The 15,735-nt window shown below is 73.6% G+C and carries 19 protein-coding genes; 6 read left to right on the top strand and 13 right to left on the bottom strand.

The window, feature by feature from the left end:
* Positions 1 to 12 precede the first annotated feature (12 nt).
* Positions 13 to 1,659 carry a DAK2 domain-containing protein gene (locus ABWK59_RS22750; protein WP_354642454.1) on the bottom strand — a complete coding sequence of 549 codons (1,647 nt, stop codon included), beginning with the start codon at positions 1,657 to 1,659 and terminating at the stop codon, positions 13 to 15.
* 316 nt (positions 1,660 to 1,975) lie between these two features.
* Here ABWK59_RS22750 and rpmB point away from each other — a divergent pair, with 316 nt between their 5' ends.
* Positions 1,976 to 2,161, top strand: coding sequence for a 50S ribosomal protein L28 (gene rpmB, locus ABWK59_RS22745; protein ID WP_344639849.1), 186 nt, complete (start codon positions 1,976 to 1,978; stop codon positions 2,159 to 2,161).
* A 145-nt stretch (positions 2,162 to 2,306) separates the two neighbouring features.
* Here rpmB and thiD read toward each other — a convergent pair whose 3' ends face one another.
* The 3 genes from thiD to ABWK59_RS22730 all read right to left on the bottom strand — a co-directional run bounded on the left by thiD (position 2,307) and on the right by ABWK59_RS22730 (position 5,329).
* Complete coding sequence (gene thiD, locus ABWK59_RS22740; protein WP_354642453.1) at positions 2,307 to 3,104, bottom strand: bifunctional hydroxymethylpyrimidine kinase/phosphomethylpyrimidine kinase; 798 nt, start codon at positions 3,102 to 3,104, stop codon at positions 2,307 to 2,309.
* Positions 3,105 to 3,128: 24 nt separating this feature from the next.
* The gene (locus ABWK59_RS22735) at positions 3,129 to 4,154 is read right to left on the bottom strand and encodes an ATP-dependent 6-phosphofructokinase (RefSeq protein WP_354642452.1); all 1,026 of its coding nucleotides are present in this window, start codon (positions 4,152 to 4,154) and stop codon (positions 3,129 to 3,131) included.
* Positions 4,155 to 4,360: 206 nt separating this feature from the next.
* The gene (locus tag ABWK59_RS22730) at positions 4,361 to 5,329 is read right to left on the bottom strand and encodes a thiamine-phosphate kinase (protein ID WP_354642451.1); all 969 of its coding nucleotides are present in this window, start codon (positions 5,327 to 5,329) and stop codon (positions 4,361 to 4,363) included.
* Between the two features lie 163 nt (positions 5,330 to 5,492).
* Between ABWK59_RS22730 and ABWK59_RS22725 the strand changes: the two genes are divergently transcribed.
* Both ABWK59_RS22725 and ABWK59_RS22720 read left to right on the top strand, forming a co-directional pair.
* Positions 5,493 to 5,726, top strand: a complete 234-nt coding sequence (locus tag ABWK59_RS22725) for an Lrp/AsnC family transcriptional regulator (protein WP_354642450.1) — start codon at positions 5,493 to 5,495, stop codon at positions 5,724 to 5,726.
* 97 nt (positions 5,727 to 5,823) lie between these two features.
* Positions 5,824 to 6,330 carry a DUF3515 domain-containing protein gene (locus tag ABWK59_RS22720; protein ID WP_354642449.1) on the top strand — a complete coding sequence of 169 codons (507 nt, stop codon included), beginning with the start codon at positions 5,824 to 5,826 and terminating at the stop codon, positions 6,328 to 6,330.
* A 67-nt stretch (positions 6,331 to 6,397) separates the two neighbouring features.
* Here ABWK59_RS22720 and ABWK59_RS22715 read toward each other — a convergent pair whose 3' ends face one another.
* The 3 genes from ABWK59_RS22715 to ABWK59_RS22705 are packed head-to-tail and all read right to left on the bottom strand — an operon-like array spanning position 6,398 to position 9,390.
* Positions 6,398 to 7,540, bottom strand: a complete 1,143-nt coding sequence (locus tag ABWK59_RS22715) for a D-alanine--D-alanine ligase family protein (RefSeq protein ID WP_354642448.1) — start codon at positions 7,538 to 7,540, stop codon at positions 6,398 to 6,400.
* A 30-nt stretch (positions 7,541 to 7,570) separates the two neighbouring features.
* Positions 7,571 to 8,572, bottom strand: coding sequence for an NAD(P)H-dependent glycerol-3-phosphate dehydrogenase (locus tag ABWK59_RS22710; RefSeq protein ID WP_354642447.1), 1,002 nt, complete (start codon positions 8,570 to 8,572; stop codon positions 7,571 to 7,573).
* Complete coding sequence (locus tag ABWK59_RS22705) at positions 8,569 to 9,390, bottom strand: lysophospholipid acyltransferase family protein (protein WP_354642446.1); 822 nt, start codon at positions 9,388 to 9,390, stop codon at positions 8,569 to 8,571. The genes ABWK59_RS22710 and ABWK59_RS22705 overlap by 4 nt, the downstream gene beginning before the upstream one ends.
* 190 nt (positions 9,391 to 9,580) lie before the next feature.
* Between ABWK59_RS22705 and cofC the strand changes: the two genes are divergently transcribed.
* Positions 9,581 to 10,327 (top strand): 2-phospho-L-lactate guanylyltransferase, encoded by a 747-nt coding sequence (cofC, locus tag ABWK59_RS22700; RefSeq protein WP_354642445.1) that lies wholly within the window; start codon positions 9,581 to 9,583, stop codon positions 10,325 to 10,327.
* A 49-nt stretch (positions 10,328 to 10,376) separates the two neighbouring features.
* Positions 10,377 to 10,598, top strand: a complete 222-nt coding sequence (locus tag ABWK59_RS22695) for a hypothetical protein (protein ID WP_354642444.1) — start codon at positions 10,377 to 10,379, stop codon at positions 10,596 to 10,598.
* A 90-nt stretch (positions 10,599 to 10,688) separates the two neighbouring features.
* Here ABWK59_RS22695 and ABWK59_RS22690 read toward each other — a convergent pair whose 3' ends face one another.
* Together ABWK59_RS22690 and ABWK59_RS22685 are read right to left on the bottom strand one after the other, a co-directional pair.
* Positions 10,689 to 11,051: a hypothetical protein gene (locus ABWK59_RS22690; RefSeq protein WP_354642443.1), complete on the bottom strand. Its 363-nt coding sequence runs from the start codon at positions 11,049 to 11,051 to the stop codon at positions 10,689 to 10,691.
* The gene (locus ABWK59_RS22685) at positions 11,048 to 11,290 is read right to left on the bottom strand and encodes a hypothetical protein (RefSeq protein WP_354642442.1); all 243 of its coding nucleotides are present in this window, start codon (positions 11,288 to 11,290) and stop codon (positions 11,048 to 11,050) included. Before ABWK59_RS22685 ends, ABWK59_RS22690 begins: the two co-directional genes overlap by 4 nt.
* 140 nt (positions 11,291 to 11,430) lie before the next feature.
* Between ABWK59_RS22685 and ABWK59_RS22680 the strand changes: the two genes are divergently transcribed.
* Positions 11,431 to 12,189, top strand: a complete 759-nt coding sequence (locus tag ABWK59_RS22680; protein ID WP_354642441.1) for a GntR family transcriptional regulator — start codon at positions 11,431 to 11,433, stop codon at positions 12,187 to 12,189.
* A 169-nt stretch (positions 12,190 to 12,358) separates the two neighbouring features.
* Here the strand turns inward: ABWK59_RS22680 and ABWK59_RS22675 are convergent, their stop codons facing one another.
* From ABWK59_RS22675 to leuC, 4 genes are all read right to left on the bottom strand, one after another.
* On the bottom strand, positions 12,359 to 13,057 hold the full coding sequence (locus ABWK59_RS22675; RefSeq protein ID WP_354642440.1) for an HU family DNA-binding protein: 699 nt from the start codon (positions 13,055 to 13,057) through the stop codon (positions 12,359 to 12,361).
* A 133-nt stretch (positions 13,058 to 13,190) separates the two neighbouring features.
* Positions 13,191 to 13,538, bottom strand: a complete 348-nt coding sequence (locus ABWK59_RS36635) for a hypothetical protein (RefSeq protein WP_420492830.1) — start codon at positions 13,536 to 13,538, stop codon at positions 13,191 to 13,193.
* A 168-nt stretch (positions 13,539 to 13,706) separates the two neighbouring features.
* Positions 13,707 to 14,303 carry a 3-isopropylmalate dehydratase small subunit gene (gene leuD / locus ABWK59_RS22665; RefSeq protein ID WP_354642439.1) on the bottom strand — a complete coding sequence of 199 codons (597 nt, stop codon included), beginning with the start codon at positions 14,301 to 14,303 and terminating at the stop codon, positions 13,707 to 13,709.
* Between the two features lie 3 nt (positions 14,304 to 14,306).
* Complete coding sequence (gene leuC, locus ABWK59_RS22660) at positions 14,307 to 15,728, bottom strand: 3-isopropylmalate dehydratase large subunit (protein ID WP_354642438.1); 1,422 nt, start codon at positions 15,726 to 15,728, stop codon at positions 14,307 to 14,309.
* Between the last annotated feature and the right edge of the window lie 7 nt (positions 15,729 to 15,735).

Here is a 15,735-nt window from a genome sequence, read left to right as displayed (position 1 = left end):
GTCCGGCGCCGGTCACTCGACGCCGATCACCAGCAGCGCCGACTCCTGGCCGCCCTCGTAGACCAGGGTGTCGACCTCGGGCCGCTCGCGGCGGGCGTCCGCGACCAGCCGGTCGGCGAGGCCGGCCGGGACGCCCTCGCCGAGGATCAGGGTGACCAGCTCGCCGCCGGCCGTCAGCATCCGGGCGAGCACGGTGAGCGCGGTCTGTGCGAGGTCCTCGCCGATCACCGCCACGTCCCCGTCGATCATGCCGAGCACGTCCCCGGCCTGGCAGACCCCGGCCATCGTCCAGGACTCCCCCTCGGCGAGGGCGAGTTCGGCGTACCGGGTGGCGCCGGCGGCGGAGGTCATGGCGACCACGTCCTCGTCGAACCGCCGGGTGGCGTCGTGGACGGCGAGCGCCGCCAGCCCCTGCACCGGCGAGCGGGTGGGCAGCACGGCGATCCGGACGCCCTCCTCGCGCAGCTGGTCGGCCGCGGCGCCGGCGGCCGGCCGCAGCTCGGGGTCGTTGAGCAGCAGGACGACCTCGCGCGCGCCGCACCGCCGGACGGCCTCGGCCAGTTCGCCGCTGGCCGGCGGGCGGTCCGGGTCGGCGGCGAGCACGGCCGAGCCGGACTGCGCGCAGAGCTCGGCCAGCCCGGTGCCGGACACCACGCTGAGCACCGCGCGGCCGTGCGCCACGGTCTCCTCGCGCTCCCCGGAGCGGGCGGCGGCCTCCGCGAAGTGGGTGATCCGGATCCGGTACGGCCGGCCGGCCTCGACGCCCGCCTCGACCGCCGCGCCGGCGTCGTCGACGTGCACGTGGACGTTCCACAGCCCGTCGCCGCCGCCGATCACCAGCGAGTCGCCGAGACCGGCCAGGCGTCCGCGCAGCGCGGGCAGCGCCTCGTCGGGTGCGTCCAGCAGGTAGATCACCTCGAACGCGGGGTGGCCGGGGCCCGGCGGGCGCTCGTGGCCCTCGCAGCCGGCGGCGGCCGGCGCGGGCACCGCGACCTCCTGGCGGAGGGCGACCGGCCCCATCGGGTTCTGCCCGGACACGGCGTCCACCAGGGCGCCGAGGACGGCCACCAGACCCCGCCCGCCGGCGTCGACCACCCCGGCCTCGGCCAGGACGTCCAGCTGCTCGGGGGTGTGCGCCAGCGCCTCCAGGGCGGCCCGGTGGGCGCTCTCCGCCACGGCGGTCAGGCCGTCCGGGCGCGAGCCCTCCGAGGGCTGGTCGGCCGTTCTGGCGGCCGCGGCGGCCACGGTCAGCAGAGTTCCCTCGACGGGCACCGCGACGGCCTGGTAGGCGGCCTCGGAGGCGCGGACGAGCCCCTTCCGCAGGGCGGCGGGGTCGCCGCCCTGGGACAGCACCTCGGACAGGCCGCGCAGCCACTGGGCGAGGATCACCCCGGAGTTCCCCCGGGCCCCGACCAGCGCGCCGCGGGCCACCGCCGCCATCGCCGGGGCGAGGCCCGGTCCGGCGGGCTGCCGCTCGGCGAAGCAGGCGTCCAGGGCGCTCGCCGCCGACTCGACCGTCAGGTACAGGTTGGTGCCGGTGTCGCCGTCCGGGACCGGGTAGACGTTGAGGGCGTCGATCTCCTCGCGGGCCTGGCCCAGGGCGGTCAGTGCGAGCCGGCACCAGGTGCGGACGGACGGGGCGTCGAGCGTGTCCAGCACCGGGTCTCCTCGGGATGAACGCCACGGGAACGCGACGGAACGCGGTGGCTAGGGGCGATGCTGGCAGGTTATCCGGGCCCGGCCCCCGCCGTCGCCGACGGGCGGAGCGGGTGCCGGACCGATCGGGAACCGGTCGGAAACGATCAACGTCCGGGGCGTGGTAGTTTCTGTGGGCAGGAGCAGCCGTTGTATGCTTCTCCGGTTGCCTGGAACAACCCGGGCTCACCCCTTGAACCGATCGGTGCCACGTGAGTGGTTCGGATGGCTCAGCCGGGGTTTTCGAACGTATCTGATCTGAAGTCTTGGAGTGACTCCTGTGGCTGCCAACTGCGACGTCTGCGGCAAGGGGCCGGGCTTCGGCAACAGCATCTCCCACTCGCACCGCCGTACCTCCCGTCGTTGGAACCCCAACATCCAGACGGTGCGCGCTGTGATTGGGCGGACGCCGAAGCGGCTCAACGTCTGCACCTCGTGCATCAAGGCCGGTAAGGTCTCGCGCTGACGCGCAGACCGGTACGCCGGTCCTCCGGATCGCCGATCCATCCCTCGGGATGGGTCGGCTTTCTGCTTTCCGTCCCCGTCCCCGTCCCCAGCCCCGGCCCGACCGGGGGCGCGGGTCACCCGCACCCCCGGTGGCGGCGTCCGGCTCAGCGCCAGCGCCAGGCGTGGTCCACCGGCCCGATGCCCGCGCCCAGCGCGAACCCGGCCCGGATCGCCCCGGTGATGTACTCCTTGGCCGTCCCCACGGCCTCGGGCACGGCGCTGCCCTTGGCGAGCTCCGCCGCGATGGCGCTGGCGAGGGTGCAGCCGGTGCCGTGGGTGTGCCGGTTGTCGTGGCGCGGGGCGCGGTACCAGTGCTCCTCGCCGCCGGTGCCGAGCAGCAGGTCGGCGGCCTCACCCTCCAGGTGGCCGCCCTTGACCAGGGCCCAGCGCGGTCCGAGGTCGAGCAGGGCCTGCGCGGCCTCCCGCATCCGGCCCTGCCCGTCGACGACGATGCCCGTGAGCTGGGTCACCTCGTGCAGGTTGGGGGTGGCGAGGGTGGCGACCGGGAGCAGCCGCTCGCGGACGGTGGCCACGGCCTCGGCGGCGAGCAGCGGGTCGCCGTGCTTGGAGACGCCGACCGGGTCGACCACGACCGGGGCGTCCACCCCGGCGAGCAGCTCGGAGACGGTCTCGACGAGGTCGACCGAGGCGAGCATGCCGGTCTTCACGGCCTGGACGCCGATGTCGTCGACCACGCTGCGGAACTGGGCGCGGACCGCCTCGGCCGGGAGCTCCCAGTAGCCCTGGACTCCGAGCGAGTTCTGCGCGGTGACCGCGGTGATCACGCTCATGCCGTGGACGCCGAGGGCGAGCATCGCCTTGAGGTCCGCCTGGATGCCGGCGCCGCCGCCGGAGTCCGATCCTGCGACGGTGAGCACGCGGGGAGGAGCAGTCGAAACCATGGTCGACAACCTACCCTTCGCCGGTCAGAGCACGGCGTCGCACTCCGACCAGCGCTCGTCGGGGACGGTCTTCAGCCGGGTGACCGCGTCGGCGATCGGCACCAGCTCGACCTCCAGGCCGCGGAGGGCGGTGAAGTGGCCGAAGGCGCCCTTGTGCACGGCCTCGACGGCGTGCCAGCCGAACCGGGTGGCGAGCACCCGGTCCCGGGCGGTGGGGGTGCCGCCGCGCTGGGTGTGGCCGAGGATGACCGGCCGGGCCTCCTTGCCGAGCAGGTCCTCCAGTTCCCGGGCGAGCCGGTTGCCGATCCCGCCGAAGGTCTGGTGGCCGTACTGGTCGAGGGAGCCGTGCTCGAAGCGCAGCGTGCCGGGGACGGGGTGGGCGCCCTCGGCGACGGCGATGATGGCGAACTTCTTGCCGCGCCGGAACCGCTCCTCGATCATCCGGGCGAGGGCCTCGATGTCGAAGGGCTTCTCGGGGATGAGGATGCCGTGGGCGCCGCCGGCGATGCCCGCGGTGAGGGTGATCCAGCCGGTGTGCCGGCCCATCAGCTCGACCACCATCACCCGCTGGTGCGACTCGGCGGTGGTCTTCAGCCGGTCGATGGCCTCGGTGGCGACGTGGACGGCGGTGTCGAAGCCGAAGGTGACGTCGGTGGCGTCGATGTCGTTGTCGATGGTCTTGGGCACGGCGACCACGGGCAGGCCGGCGTCGCTGAACAGCCGGGCGGCGGCCAGGGTGCCCTCGCCGCCGATGGTGATCAGCGCGTCGATGCCGATGTTCCCGGCGAGCGTCCGGGCGTTCTCCACGGCCCACTGGATCTTCTCGCGCTTGACCCGCGCGGATCCCAGGATGGTGCCGCCCAGGGTGAGCAGGCCGGTGACGTCGTCGTGCGAGACGGGCCGGGTGCGGCCCTCGATCAGGCCGAGGAAGCCGTCCTCGATCCCGACGATCTCGTCCCCGTGCACGTCGGTGCCGCGGTGCACCACCGACCGGATCACCGCGTTGAGGCCGGGACAGTCGCCGCCGCTGGTCAGGACGCCGATACGCATGGTGGCTGCAATCTCCCGCTCCTGGGGCGGCGCCCCCGAGTAGATGGATCGTGCGGTCGGGCACTCCGGACATTCCGGACCGCTCCACAGCGCAAGACTACGCGCAGTGGCCATCCACTCGGCCCAACGCCGCCCCGGACGGCCCACTCCCCCGCGATCCGCCCGGGGCCGGGTCGGGTCGCCTCACGCCGCCGGTCCGGCCCGGGTCACTCCCCCGCGAAGTGGTCCCAGCCGCCCACCCGGTCCCAGGGGGCGCCGTCCACGGTCACGCGACCGCCCCGGCCCGGCGCCGCGGTGCGGACCACCTCGCCCACCACCCGCCACCGGGCCGGCAGCTGGACGGTCTTCGGGAAGGTGGCGACGATCGCGTGGTCCTCGCCGCCCGACAGCACCCAGACCAGCGGGTCCACGCCCACCGCCTGGCCGATGTCCGCCATCTGCGCGGGCACGTCGAAGTCGGCGGCGCGCAGGTCGATGTCCACGCCGCTGGCCCGGGCCACGTGCCCCAGGTCGGCGACCAGCCCGTCGCTGACGTCCACCATCGCGGTGGCGCCCAGCCCGGCCGCGGCGGGGCCCGCGTGGTACGGCGGCTCGGGCCGGCGGTGGGCCTCGACGAAGGCCCGCGGGGAGCGGAAGCCGCGCTGCAGCACGGTCAGTCCGGCCGCCGACCAGCCGAGCCAGCCGGTCACCGCGACCACGTCCCCGACCTGGGCGCCGGAGCGCACCACCGGCGGGCGGCCCTGCAGGTCGCCGAGGGCGGTGATGGCCAGGGTGATGGTGTCGCCGCGGACCACGTCGCCGCCGACCACGGTCGCGCCGGCGACCTGGCACTCGTCCCGCAGACCGTCCATCAGCTCGGTGGCCCAGGTGGTGGGCAGGTCGGCCGGGGCCACCAGGCCGAGCAGGATCGCGGTCGGCACCGCGCCCATGGCGGCCACGTCGGCCAGGTTCTGGGCGGCGGACTTGCGGCCGACGTCGTACGCGGTGGACCAGTCCCGGCGGAAGTGCCGGCCCTCGATCAGCACGTCGGTGGTGGCCACCACCCGGCCGTCCGGGGCCTTCACCACCGCCGCGTCGTCCCCGGGGCCGAGCTCGACGGCCTCGGTCAGCGGCAGCCGCGCGGTCAGCTCCCGGATGAGTCCGAACTCACCGAGCTCTCCCACGGTCCCCTGCATGTGCCGTCCTCCCGACTCGCCATCGCCTCGCGGGTGCGCCGCGCCCCCGCGCGCAGCGTACGCCCTCGACGTCTGCAGAAGTCTCCCCTCCCCGGTCCACTGCGCGGTAGCGTGGTGATCAGACTGCCGGCCAGTCCACCCCGCAGCCGCCTGGAGGTCACCCGTGGTGCAGGCATACATCCTGATCCAGACCGAGGTGGGCAAGGCCACCGCGGTCGCCGAGTCCATCACGAAGATCCAGGGCGTGGTGACGGCGGAGGACGTCACCGGGCCGTACGACGTGATCGTGCGCGCCGAGGCCGCCTCGATCGACGAGCTGGGCCGCCTGGTGGTCGCCCAGGTCCAGCAGGTCGAGGGCATCACCAGGACGCTGACCTGCCCGGTGGTCAACCTCTAGTTCCGGCCGCCCGTGGAGCCGCGTCGGCGGCCGACCGTGCCGTTCCCCGGCCGGGGGCGCACGGGTCGGCCGTACCCGACCCGGCTACCATCGGCGGGTGCCCGTACCCGCCTTCCTGAACAAGCTGCCCGCCCCCGTCCGGTGGTTCGCCCCGCCGGCCGTCCTGCTGGGCTGCACGGCGCTGCTCGCGGTCGCCTGGGGAACACCCGCCGAGGTCACCCCTCCCGAGCCGACGGCCGAGGCCGCCCGCTACTGCGCGGCCCTGGACGCGGCACTGCCGGGCAGCGTGCTGGGCCACCGCCGGGAGGACCCCTCCCCCGCGTCGCCGTACACCGCGGCCTGGGACAGCTCGCCGCGGACGGTGCTGCGCTGCGGCGTGGAGCGGCCGGACTACCTCAACGAGGACCCGCTGAAGGCCTCTCCGGAGGTCGACGGCGTGCAGTTCGGCTACGGGCGGGACGACTCCGGCACCTACCGGTTCGTCGCCACGCTCCGCCGCGCGTACGTGGAGATCGAGGTGCCCGCGGGGGCGTACCCCAACGCCGTCGACCCGCTCGCCTCGCTCACCGACGCCATCAAGGCCACGATCCCCGAGGGCCTCTAGCCGGCCGGCGCACCACGAAAGGGGGCGCGGGGATGTCCCCCACGCCCCCTGAGAACCTCGCGGAGCCCTACCGCAGGCCCGTGGACCGCCGCAGCGCGGCGCCCAGCAGCCGGTCGATCAGCTCCGCGTACGGGATCCCGGTGGCCTCCCACATCTTGGGGTAGGCCGAGATCGGCGTGAAGCCGGGCATGGTGTTGACCTCGTTGACCATCCAGCTGCCGTCCGGCAGCAGGAAGAAGTCGACCCGCGCCAGCCCCTCGCAGCCGAGCGCCTCGAACGCGGCCACGGCCTGCCGGCGGATCTCGGCGGTCTGCTCCTCGGTCAGCTCGGCCGGGATCCTCACCTCGGAGGAGTCGATGTACTTGGCCTCGAAGTCGTAGAACTCGTAGTCGCCGTCGACCAGCACCTCGGCCGGCAGGCTGGCCCGCGGGCCGTCCTCGAACTCCAGCACGCCGCACTCGATCTCGCGGCCCTCGACGCCCAGTTCGACGATGACCTTGGGGTCGTGCCGGCGGGCCTCGTCGATCGCGGCGTCCAGGTCGGCGAGATCCTTGACCTTGGAGATACCGATGGAGGAGCCGGCCCGGCAGGGCTTCACGAACAGCGGCAGGCCGAGCCCGGCGATCCGGGCGCGGACGGCGTCGCGGCCCTCCGCCGTCTCCCACTCACGCGGCCGGACGACGGTGTAGCTGCCGACGCCGATGCCGTGCGAGGCGAGCAGCCGCTTGGTGAACTCCTTGTCCATGCCGGCCGCGCTGGCCAGCACGCCGGAGCCGACGTACGGCACGCCGGAGAGCTCCAGGAGGCCCTGGATGGTGCCGTCCTCGCCCCACGGACCGTGCAGCAGCGGGAGCACCACGTCGACCTCGCCCAGCACCTTGGGGGTGCTGCCGGGCTCGCTCCAGACCACCTCGCGGCTGGCCGGGCTGCCGGGCAGGGCGACCTGGCCCTCGGTGGAGTCGGCGATACCGGCGACGTCCGGGAGGCGGCCCTCGGTGATGGCCATCCGGGAGGGCTCGTCACTGACCAGGGCCCAGCGGCCCTCGTGGGTGATGCCGATCGGCAGCACCTCGTACTTGCTCCGGTCGATCGCCCGGAGCACGCTGCCGGCCGTGACGACCGAGATGGCGTGCTCGGAGCTGCGGCCGCCGAAGACGATCGCGACGCGCGGCTTGGCCGCGTTGTTCGGGGAGGTCTGTTCGATGCTCATATCGGTTTTGAGACTACCGTCCGTTTCCGGTCACCGGCGTTCAGGCTTGGCCGAGCGGGCCATCAGGCCCTTCAGCACCTCCTGGGTGGGCCGACCGCCGTGCACGACGTCGACGACGGCCTGGACGATCGGCATCTCCACACCGTTACGCCGCGCCAGGTCGAGCACCGACTCGCAGGACTTGACGCCCTCGGCGGTCTGCTTGGTTGCGGCGATCGCCTCCTCCAGGGTCATGCCCCGGCCGAGGTTGGTGCCGAAGGTGTGGTTGCGGGAGAGCGGCGAGGAGCAGGTGGCGACCAGGTCGCCCATGCCGGCGAGGCCGGCGAAGGTGAGCGGGTCGGCGCCCAGGGCCATGCCGAGGCGGGTGATCTCGGCCAGGCCGCGGGTCATCAGGGTGGCCTTGGTGTTGTCGCCCAGGCCCATGCCGTCGGCCATGCCGACCGCGAGGCCGATGACGTTCTTCACCGCGCCGCCGAGCTCGCAGCCGACCACGTCGGTGTTGGTGTACGGGCGGAAGTACGGCGTGTGGCAGGCGGTCTGGAGCCGCTTGGCGACCGCCTCGTCGGTGCAGGCGACCACGCTGGCGGCCGGCTGGCGGTTGGCGATCTCGCCGGCCAGGTTGGGCCCGCTGACCACGGCGACCCGTCCGGCGGGGACGCCGGCGACCTCCTCGATCACCTCGCTCATCCGCTTCACGGTGCCGAGTTCGATGCCCTTCATCAGGCTCACCAGAACGGTGTGCGGCCCGATCAGCGGCGCCCAGGCGGCCAGGTTGGCGCGCAGCGTCTGCGAGGGGACGGCGAGCACCGCGAACTCGGCCCCGTCCAGCGCCTCGGCGGCGTCGGTGGTGGCCCGGATGGTGTCCGGCAGCTTGAGCTGCGGCAGGTAGTCGGGGTTGACGTGGTCCCGGTCGATGGCGTCGACGAGCTCCTGCCGGCGGCCCCAGAGGGTGACCCGGCTGCCGGCGTCGGCCAGCACCATCGCGAAGGCGGTGCCCCAGGAGCCGGTCCCCATCACGGCGCAGCGGGTCACCGCTCCTCCTCCTTGACGGTCGCGTCCTCGGTGGCCGTTCGGCCGTTGCCGGCGGCCGCGGCGGCGGCCCGCTGCCGGGCGGCCTTGCGCATGTCGTACCGCTCGGCGGGCGCCTGCTCGCCGCGGATGCCCTCCAGGACGGCGGTGATGGCGGCCATGATCTCCTCCGTGGCGTCCCGGAGCACCTGGGCGGTCAGCTCCTGGCCCCGGTACTTGTCGAGGTCCACCGCCGGGCCCGCGGCGACGGTCACCGTGTGCCGGGGGAAGAGGAAGTACTTGCCCTTGCCTCCCCGCCCGTACGGCGGGATGATCTCGTGCGCGCCCCAGTGGGCGACCGGGATCACCGGCGCGCCGGTCATCAGCGCGACCCGGGCGGCGCCGCTCTTGCCGGTCATCGGCCACAGGTCCGGGTCCCGGGTGAGCGTGCCCTCCGGGTAGAACTGGACGCACTGGCCGCCGTTGACGGCGTCGATCGCGGCGCGGAACGCCTCGGCGGCGTCGGTGGACTCGCGGAACACCGGGATCTGGCCGGTCTTGCGCAGCATGAAGCCGATGAACGGCAGCGAGAACAGCGAGGACTTGCCGAGTATCCGCGGCGGGCGGCCGCTGTTGTACTGCCAGTGCGCGTAGAACACCGGGTCGATGACGGAGTTGTGGTTGACCGCGGCGATGAAGCCGCCCTTCTCGGGCAGGTGCTCCCAGCCGCGCCAGTCGGTGCGCGCCAGGGCGTTGGTCACCGGCTTCACCAGCACGGCCGCGAAGCGGTACCAGATCCCGTAGTCGGCGTTGCCGAACCTGGCATTCGAGCGGCGGGCCACTCCAGCTCCTCATCTTCCGGTGCGGCACGTGGGGTGCCGCACGTCCTACCTCGCTCCGGGCGCGGACCAGTCTCGCCGGTGGGCCGACCACTGTCGAGCAGCCGCCGCCGACGGACGGCGTGAGCAAGCGCACGTCAGCGCGGACGGGGCGGCTGGTCAGGGCTCCGGAGCCGGCGCCAGAATGGCGCCGATGACCGAGGACACCGTACGCCCCGCCGGGGCGCCCGCGCTCTCGCCCACCCTCCCGGCGGCCCGCTGGTCGCTGGTGCTGCCGGTGAAGCGGCTGGCGCTGGCCAAGAGCCGGCTGGACGGCTTCGCCGGCGCCCGGCGTCCGGACCTGGCGCTGGCCTTCGCCCTGGACACCGTCGCCGCCGCGCTGGCCTGCCCCGCGGTGGCGCGGGTCCTGGTGGTCACCCGGGACGAGGTGGCGGCCGCCCGCCTGGCCGCCCTGGGGGCCCTGGTGGTCGACGACGAGCCGCTCGACCCCGCCGACGCCGGAGCCGGGGCCGGCGGGCACGGAGGGTACGGAGGGTACGGAGGGCATGAGGCGCTCAACTCCGCCCTGGCGCACGGGGCGGTGCGCGCGCGGCGCCACGCGCCCGACGCCCCGGTGGCCACCCTCTCCGCCGACCTCCCCGCCCTGCGGCCGGCCGAACTCGGCCGGGTGCTCGCGGCGGTGCCCGCCACCGGGCGGGCCTTCCTCGCCGACGCCCCCGGCACCGGCACCACCCTGCTCGCCTGCCGGCCCGGCGCCCCGCTCCGGCCCGCCTTCGGCCCGGGCTCCCGCTCCCGGCACGCGGCCGACGGCGCCCACGAGTTGGGCTGCGGGGACGTCCCCTCGGTCCGGCGCGACGTGGACACCGCGGCCGACCTCGCCGAGGCGCTGACCCTCGGGGTCGGACCGCAGACCGCGGCGGTGGCCGCCGCACTGGTCTGACCGCCCGGCGGCCTGCGGACCGGCGGCGGCGCCTCGCTATGCTGGCGCCATGCAGGCCACCGCGTTCACCTTCGACCCCGACACCCGGGCGGGTTCCGTGCTGCTCGACGACGGCACCCCGGTGCCGTTCGACGCGGCGGCCTTCGACGCGGGCGGCCTCCGGCTGCTCCGGCCCGGTCAGCGCGTCCGGATCCGCACGGAGGGCACGGGCGAGGCCCGCCGCGTGGTCTTCGTGACCCTCCAGACCTTCCCCGACCCCGCCGAAGCCTGACCCACCCGGCGACCCGCCCCCCGGTCCCCGACCCGCACCCTTCCGCCGCCGCGCAGGTCCTCGCGCTCCTCAGCGGGCGGCCCTTCCGCCTCACGCGACCGGGCAGCCCACCAGGGCCGCAGCGCCCGCCTCTTGGGCCTCGGGCAACCGGGGCCCCTCGGTGGTCGGCCCCTGAGCCTCGCCGTCGGCGGCCGGCCGCACGCGGACCGGGTACGTCCTCCCCGCCATCGCGAAGGTGAGCGTGAGTTGCCCGTCCCGGGCCAGGAACCGCTCCACCCGCTCCACCGCGCCCTCGCCGAAGAAGTACCGGTACGCCTCGTACTGGTTCCAGCCCAACGGCAGCACCCGCAGGGCCTCCCAGAGCGCCGCCAGCGCGTCCGGCAGCCTGGTGAAGGTGGCCGGCCCGGTGACGCCCTCGATGACCACGGTGAATCCGGCGGCGGTGCGCTTCACGGTGCTGACTCCTCGTCGAGTTCGGCCCAGACCCGCTGGGCCGTCGCGGTGCGGTGGTGTCCGTAGCGGTCGGCCCGGGCCAGGACGGCCAGGACGGCTTGCTGAGCCTGCTCGGTGAGGTCGCCGGGAAGCGCCGCCTCCACCCGGTAGCCGCCCCCGGGGCGGCGGCGGATGCGGACCCTCGTCCCGGCCGCCACGGCAAGGCGGTTGGCGAGGTCAAACACCCTGGTGGTTCGCACGCAACGCCTCTCCCCGCGAGCAGGTGATCACGCAAAGTGAATCTAAGGCATTAGATTCCACCTGATGCATTAGATTGTCAACGCTGAATCACCCGCCCTGCCGCATCCGCCAGGGTCGTGCCCGCCACCGGGAGAGCCAGATGCCGTCACAGGAGCCGCCGTACCTGCGGATCGCGCACGACCTGCGCCACCGCGTCGCCGCGGGCGAATGGCAGGTCGGTGAGCGGCTGCCGTCCCGCGCTCAGCTCGCCGTCGCCTACGAGGTCGGCCCCAACGTGCTGCAGCGCGCCCAGGAGTTGCTGATCGCGGAGGGGCTGCTGGAGGGCCGCGCCGGCTCGGGCACGTACGTGCGGGTGCCGACCGAGCGGCGGCGGATGGTGCGCTCCCGGCACCTCGGCCCGCACGGCACGGCCGCGCTGCAGAACGACCCCGCGGCGCCCGGCAGCTGGGACGCCCACAGCTACGCGCGGACGCCGGCCCCGCCGGCCGTCGCGGCCCGCCTCGGCATCGAGCCGGGCGAGTTGACGGTCCGCACCTGCTACGAGTTCCTGGCCGAGGGCCGGCCGGTGCAGTTGGTGGAGAGCTGGGAGCCGATGGCGGTGACCGAGGGGACGGCCGTGCTGCTGCCCGAACTCGGGCCGCTGGCGGGCCGGGGCGTGGTGGAGCGGATGGCCGCGATCGGCGTCGCGGTGGAACGGGCGGTGGAGGTCCCGCGGCCCGGCCGGGCGACCCAGGAGCAGGCGCACCTGCTCGGCCTGTCCGCCGGGGACCTGGTCACCCTGGTCGAGCGGACGTACTTCGACGTGGACGGCCGCGCGGTGGAGACGGCGGACCTGGTGATCCCGGACGCCCGCTGGGAAATCGTCTACGAGCTCCCGGTCGCCGCCGAAGGGGAATGACCCCCGGCACCCGGACACCCGGCCCACACGCACCGCTCGGACCCACCCCGCGAACGCCCGGCCCGGACGTGCGGAACGGCCGCGGCGGTCCGCACCGGTCATCCCGGATGTGCGGACCACCGCGGCCGTTCCGTGCGCCGCTGACCTGACGTGGGCTGAGCAGTCGGTCTTACTTGGCGGTGGTCTTGCGCGCGGTGGTCTTGCGCGTGGTGGTCTTCTTGGCGGGAGCCGTCTTCTTGACCGTGGTGGCCTTCTTGGCGGCGGTGGCCGTGGTCTTCTTGGCGGCGGCGGCCGTGGTCTTCTTGGCCGGCGCGGCCTTCTTGGCGGCAGCGGCGGTGGTCTTCTTCGCGGCGGCGGCCGTGGTCTTCTTGGCCGGCGCGGCCTTCTTGGCGGCAGCGGCGGTGGTCTTCTTCGCGGCCGTGGCGGTGGTCTTCTTCGCGGCGGCGGCGGTCTTCTTGGTGGCGGTCGCGGCGGCGGCCGTGGTGGAGCGCTTGGCGGCGGCGCGCTTCACGGCGGCGGTGGTGCCGGACTTGCCCGGGGTGAGGGAACCCTTGGGGGCCTTCTTGACCGAGGGGCCCTCCTTCGGCAGCTTCTTGGCGCCGGAGACGAGGTCCTTGAAGCCCTGGCCGGGACGGAAGCGCGGGACCGAGGTCTTCTTGACCTTCACCCGCTCGCCGGTCTGCGGGTTGCGGGCGAAGCGCGCGGAGCGCTCCACCTTCTCGAAGGTGCCGAAGCCGGTGACCGACACCCGGTCACCCGCCACCACGGCACGCACCATCGTGTCGAGCACTGCGTCGACGGCCTCTGCGGCAGCCTTGCGACCGCCCAGCTGCTCGGCCACCGCTTCGACAAGCTGAGCCTTGTTCACGTCTTCCCCTTCGGAAACGGGCGCCGGATGAATCCATCCGTTCATTTCGCACGTTAGGTATGTATCTGCGGACTTTCAATTACCAAACGCGTGAATCACCCTAGTGTCGCAATGGATTTGCGCGTTCGCGACCTCACGGGAGGGGCGGCCGCCCCTCGTCGAGGTCCTGCACAAAGCGACTCAACCGCCGGGCCGCCTCCGGGAGATCGCGCTTGGCGGTCTCCGTGACGATCAGCAGTTGACGGGTGAGAGCGGTCTTTGCCTCCGTTGACACGTTCAGCGCATGAACGCGGGCATGGGCTTGCTTCAACCGCTCGGCCACAAGCGCGAACAGCGCCGTGACTTCCGAGTCGTCGGGTTCCTCAGCAGGTGAGGTGTCTTCGTCCGGCCGGCGGTCAATTCGACTGCCGGCTGCACCGTCCGTCTCCCCCGACGACCCGGGTTCGCCACCCGGGTACGGAGGTTCGGGGTTCCGGTGCATGCAACGATTGTGCCATCTGTACGGAGTTGCGCTTCACCAGGCCCTCTTTGGCGATTGACCGGACACCGGCAGCCGCGGCCCCTCACCCGAACTCCCCTCCCGGAACAGCGGATGGCCCGCCCCCCCGAGGGGAGCGGGCCATCCGGCGGAGCGTCAGAAAGGACTGCGCTACGCGGCCGGGAGCGTACGGGGCTTGAACGCGGGCCGGGTGGACTCGAAGGCCGCGATGTCGGCCTCGTTCTGCAGCGTGATGCTGATGTCGTCCAGGCCGTTGAGCAGGCGCCAGCGGACGTTGTCGTCGAGCTCGAAGGAGGCGGTGACGCCCTCGGCGCGGACCTCGCGGGCCTCCAGGTCCACGGTGATCTCGGCGGCCGGGTCGGCCTCGACGAGCTCCCACAGCCGGTCCACGGTCTCCTGCGGGAGGACCACCGTCAGCAGGCCGTTCTTCAGGGAGTTGCCGCGGAAGATGTCGGCGAACCGGGAAGAGATGACGGCCTGGAAGCCGTAGTTCTGCAGCGCCCAGACGGCGTGCTCACGGGAGGAGCCGGTGCCGAACTCCGGGCCGGCCACCAGGACGCTGGCGCCCTGCCGCTCGGGGCGGTTGAGGACGAAGTCCTCGTCCTTGCGCCAGGCCTCGAACAGGCCGTCCTCGAAGCCGGACCGGGTGACCTTCTTCAGCCAGTGGGCCGGGATGATCTGGTCGGTGTCCACGTTGGAGCGGCGCAGCGGGACGGCGCGGCCGGTGTGGGTGGTGAACTTCTCCATGGCTCAGGCCTCCACGGCGACGCGGTCGGTCAGATCGGCAGGGGCCGCGAGCCGGCCCAGCAGGGCGGTGGCGGCGGCGACCTGGGGCGACACCAGGTGGGTGCGGCCGCCCTTGCCCTGGCGGCCCTCGAAGTTGCGGTTGGAGGTCGAGGCGCAGCGCTCGCCCGGGGCCAGCTGGTCGGGGTTCATGCCCAGGCACATCGAGCAGCCCGCGTGCCGCCATTCGGCGCCGGCGGCGGTGAAGACCTTGTCCAGGCCCTCCTCGACGGCCTGCAGGGCGACCCGGACCGAGCCGGGGACGACCAGCATCCGTACGCCGTCGGCGATCCGGCGGCCGTCCAGGATGGCGGCGGCGGCGCGCAGGTCCTCGATCCGGCCGTTGGTGCAGGAGCCGACGAACACGGCGTCGACCTTGACCTCGCGCAGCGGGGTGCCGGCCTCCAGGCCCATGTACTTCAGGGCGTTCTCGGCGGCGATCCGCTCCTGCGGGTCGGCGAAGTCCTCGGGGTTCGGGACGTTGGCGCCGAGCGGGGCGCCCTGGCCGGGGTTGGTGCCCCAGGTGACGAACGGGGTCAGCTCGGCCGCGTCGATGAAGACCTCGGCGTCGAAGACCGCGTCCTCGTCGGTGGTCAGGGTGCGCCAGTAGGCGACGGCCTCGTCCCAGTCCTCGCCCTGCGGGGCGTGCGGGCGGCCCTGGAGGTAGTCGAAGGTGGTGTCGTCCGGGGCGATCATGCCGGCCCGGGCGCCCGCCTCGATGGACATGTTGCAGATGGTCATCCGGGCCTCCATGGAGAGGCTGCGGATGGCCGAGCCGCGGTACTCCAGGACGTAGCCCTGGCCGCCGCCGGTGCCGATCTTGGTGATGATGGCCAGGATCAGGTCCTTGGCGGTGACGCCCTCGGGCAGCTCGCCCTCGACCGTGATGGCCATGGTCTTGAACGGGGCCAGCGGCAGCGTCTGGGTGGCCAGCACGTGCTCGACCTGGCTGGTGCCGATGCCGAACGCCAGCGCGCCGAAGGCGCCGTGGGTGGAGGTGTGGGAGTCGCCGCAGACCACGGTCGTACCGGGCTGGGTCAGGCCGAGCTGCGGGCCGACCACGTGCACCACGCCCTGCTCCACGTCGCCCAGCGAGTGGATGCGCACGCCGAACTCGGCGGCGTTCTTGCGCAGCGTCTCCAGCTGAACCCGGGAGACCGGGTCGGCGATCGGCTTATCGATGTCCAGGGTCGGGGTGTTGTGGTCCTCGGTGGCGATCGTGAGATCGGTCCGGCGGACCTTGCGGCCGGCCAGCCGGAGGCCGTCGAAGGCCTGCGGGCTGGTGACTTCGTGCAGCAGGTGCAGGTCGATGTAGAGCAGGTCGGGCTCGCCCTCGGCGCGCCGGACGACGTGGTCGTCCCAGACCTTCTCCGCCAGTGTCCGTCCCATCGCTTTC

It is taken from the genome of Kitasatospora sp. HUAS MG31 (assembly GCF_040571325.1).
Lineage (GTDB): Bacteria > Actinomycetota > Actinomycetes > Streptomycetales > Streptomycetaceae > Kitasatospora > Kitasatospora camelliae.
Note: the sequence above shows the minus strand (reverse complement) of the source record. Positions and strands in the feature narration are given on the sequence as shown.